1 protein-coding gene is annotated in these 756 nt (G+C 56.1%); it reads left to right on the top strand.

The annotated features are described in order from the left end of the window. Positions 1 to 200 precede the first annotated feature (200 nt). Complete coding sequence (locus D1646_RS01460) at positions 201 to 599, top strand: sigma factor-like helix-turn-helix DNA-binding protein (RefSeq protein WP_160634721.1); 399 nt, start codon at positions 201 to 203, stop codon at positions 597 to 599. The last annotated feature ends 157 nt before the right edge of the window (positions 600 to 756 follow it).

Here is a 756-nt window from a genome sequence, read left to right as displayed (position 1 = left end):
CACAGCGGCATCCCCTACCCAGGTTTGCGAAAATAGTCGTTTTTTGTCTGCCCATATCGCCAACCCCAACGCCCGAATAGCCTTGAGCTGTTCGGGCGCTTTTGCTTTTTCTGTGGGCCGCTCCATCCGGCCCCGGTGTCGCGGCCCGCCCTCTCTGTTCAGATTCCGCTTACCCCAAATCTGAACAGGAGGATAACACGATGAAGATCACCATCAAGAGATACAGCCGCAAAATGACCTATGAGGATGTCGCCACCCTTGACGAGTTTTGGGAGCTGGCCAAGCGTACCGAACGGAGCCTTGACCGCGAGCAGCGGCGGCATTGGGACGGACGCGAATGTGACGAGTACATAATCGCCGCCCAGGTTCTTTTGCCCTACTGCGCTACCCCGGAGGAATTGGTCTGCCAGCAGGAAACGCTGGATGAAATTCTGGCGGTGCTGGCCCTCTGTACCAAGACCCAGCGGGAGCGGTTTCTGCTCTATGCGCTGTACGATTACAGCTATGCGGAAATTGGGCATCTGTGCGGCTGCTCCAAGGCCGCAGTCCATGACAGCATTGAGGGTGTTCGGAAAAAGTTTTTCAAGTTTTTCCGTTGACCTACCCAACGATCACCCCGGCATGATGGCTACAAGGTGAGGGGCAATCACCCTATCACCGGGAGGGACAAGCTGCTTCGGCGGCTTGTCCCTCCTATGCCAAGGAGGTCAAGATGTCAGCGATCAATCAGCTTCAGCAAGAGTGCGTCCGTTTCTT

Origin of the sequence: Pseudoflavonifractor sp. 60 (assembly GCF_009911645.1) — a bacterium.
GTDB lineage: Bacteria > Bacillota > Clostridia > Oscillospirales > Oscillospiraceae > Lawsonibacter.
Note: the sequence above shows the minus strand (reverse complement) of the source record. Positions and strands in the feature narration are given on the sequence as shown.

What these genes read in the sequence shown, in the direction of transcription:
- D1646_RS01460 (WP_160634721.1), top strand. Translation starts at nt 201, where the DNA reads ATGAAGATCACCATCAAGAGATACAGCCGCAAAATGACCTATGAGGAT.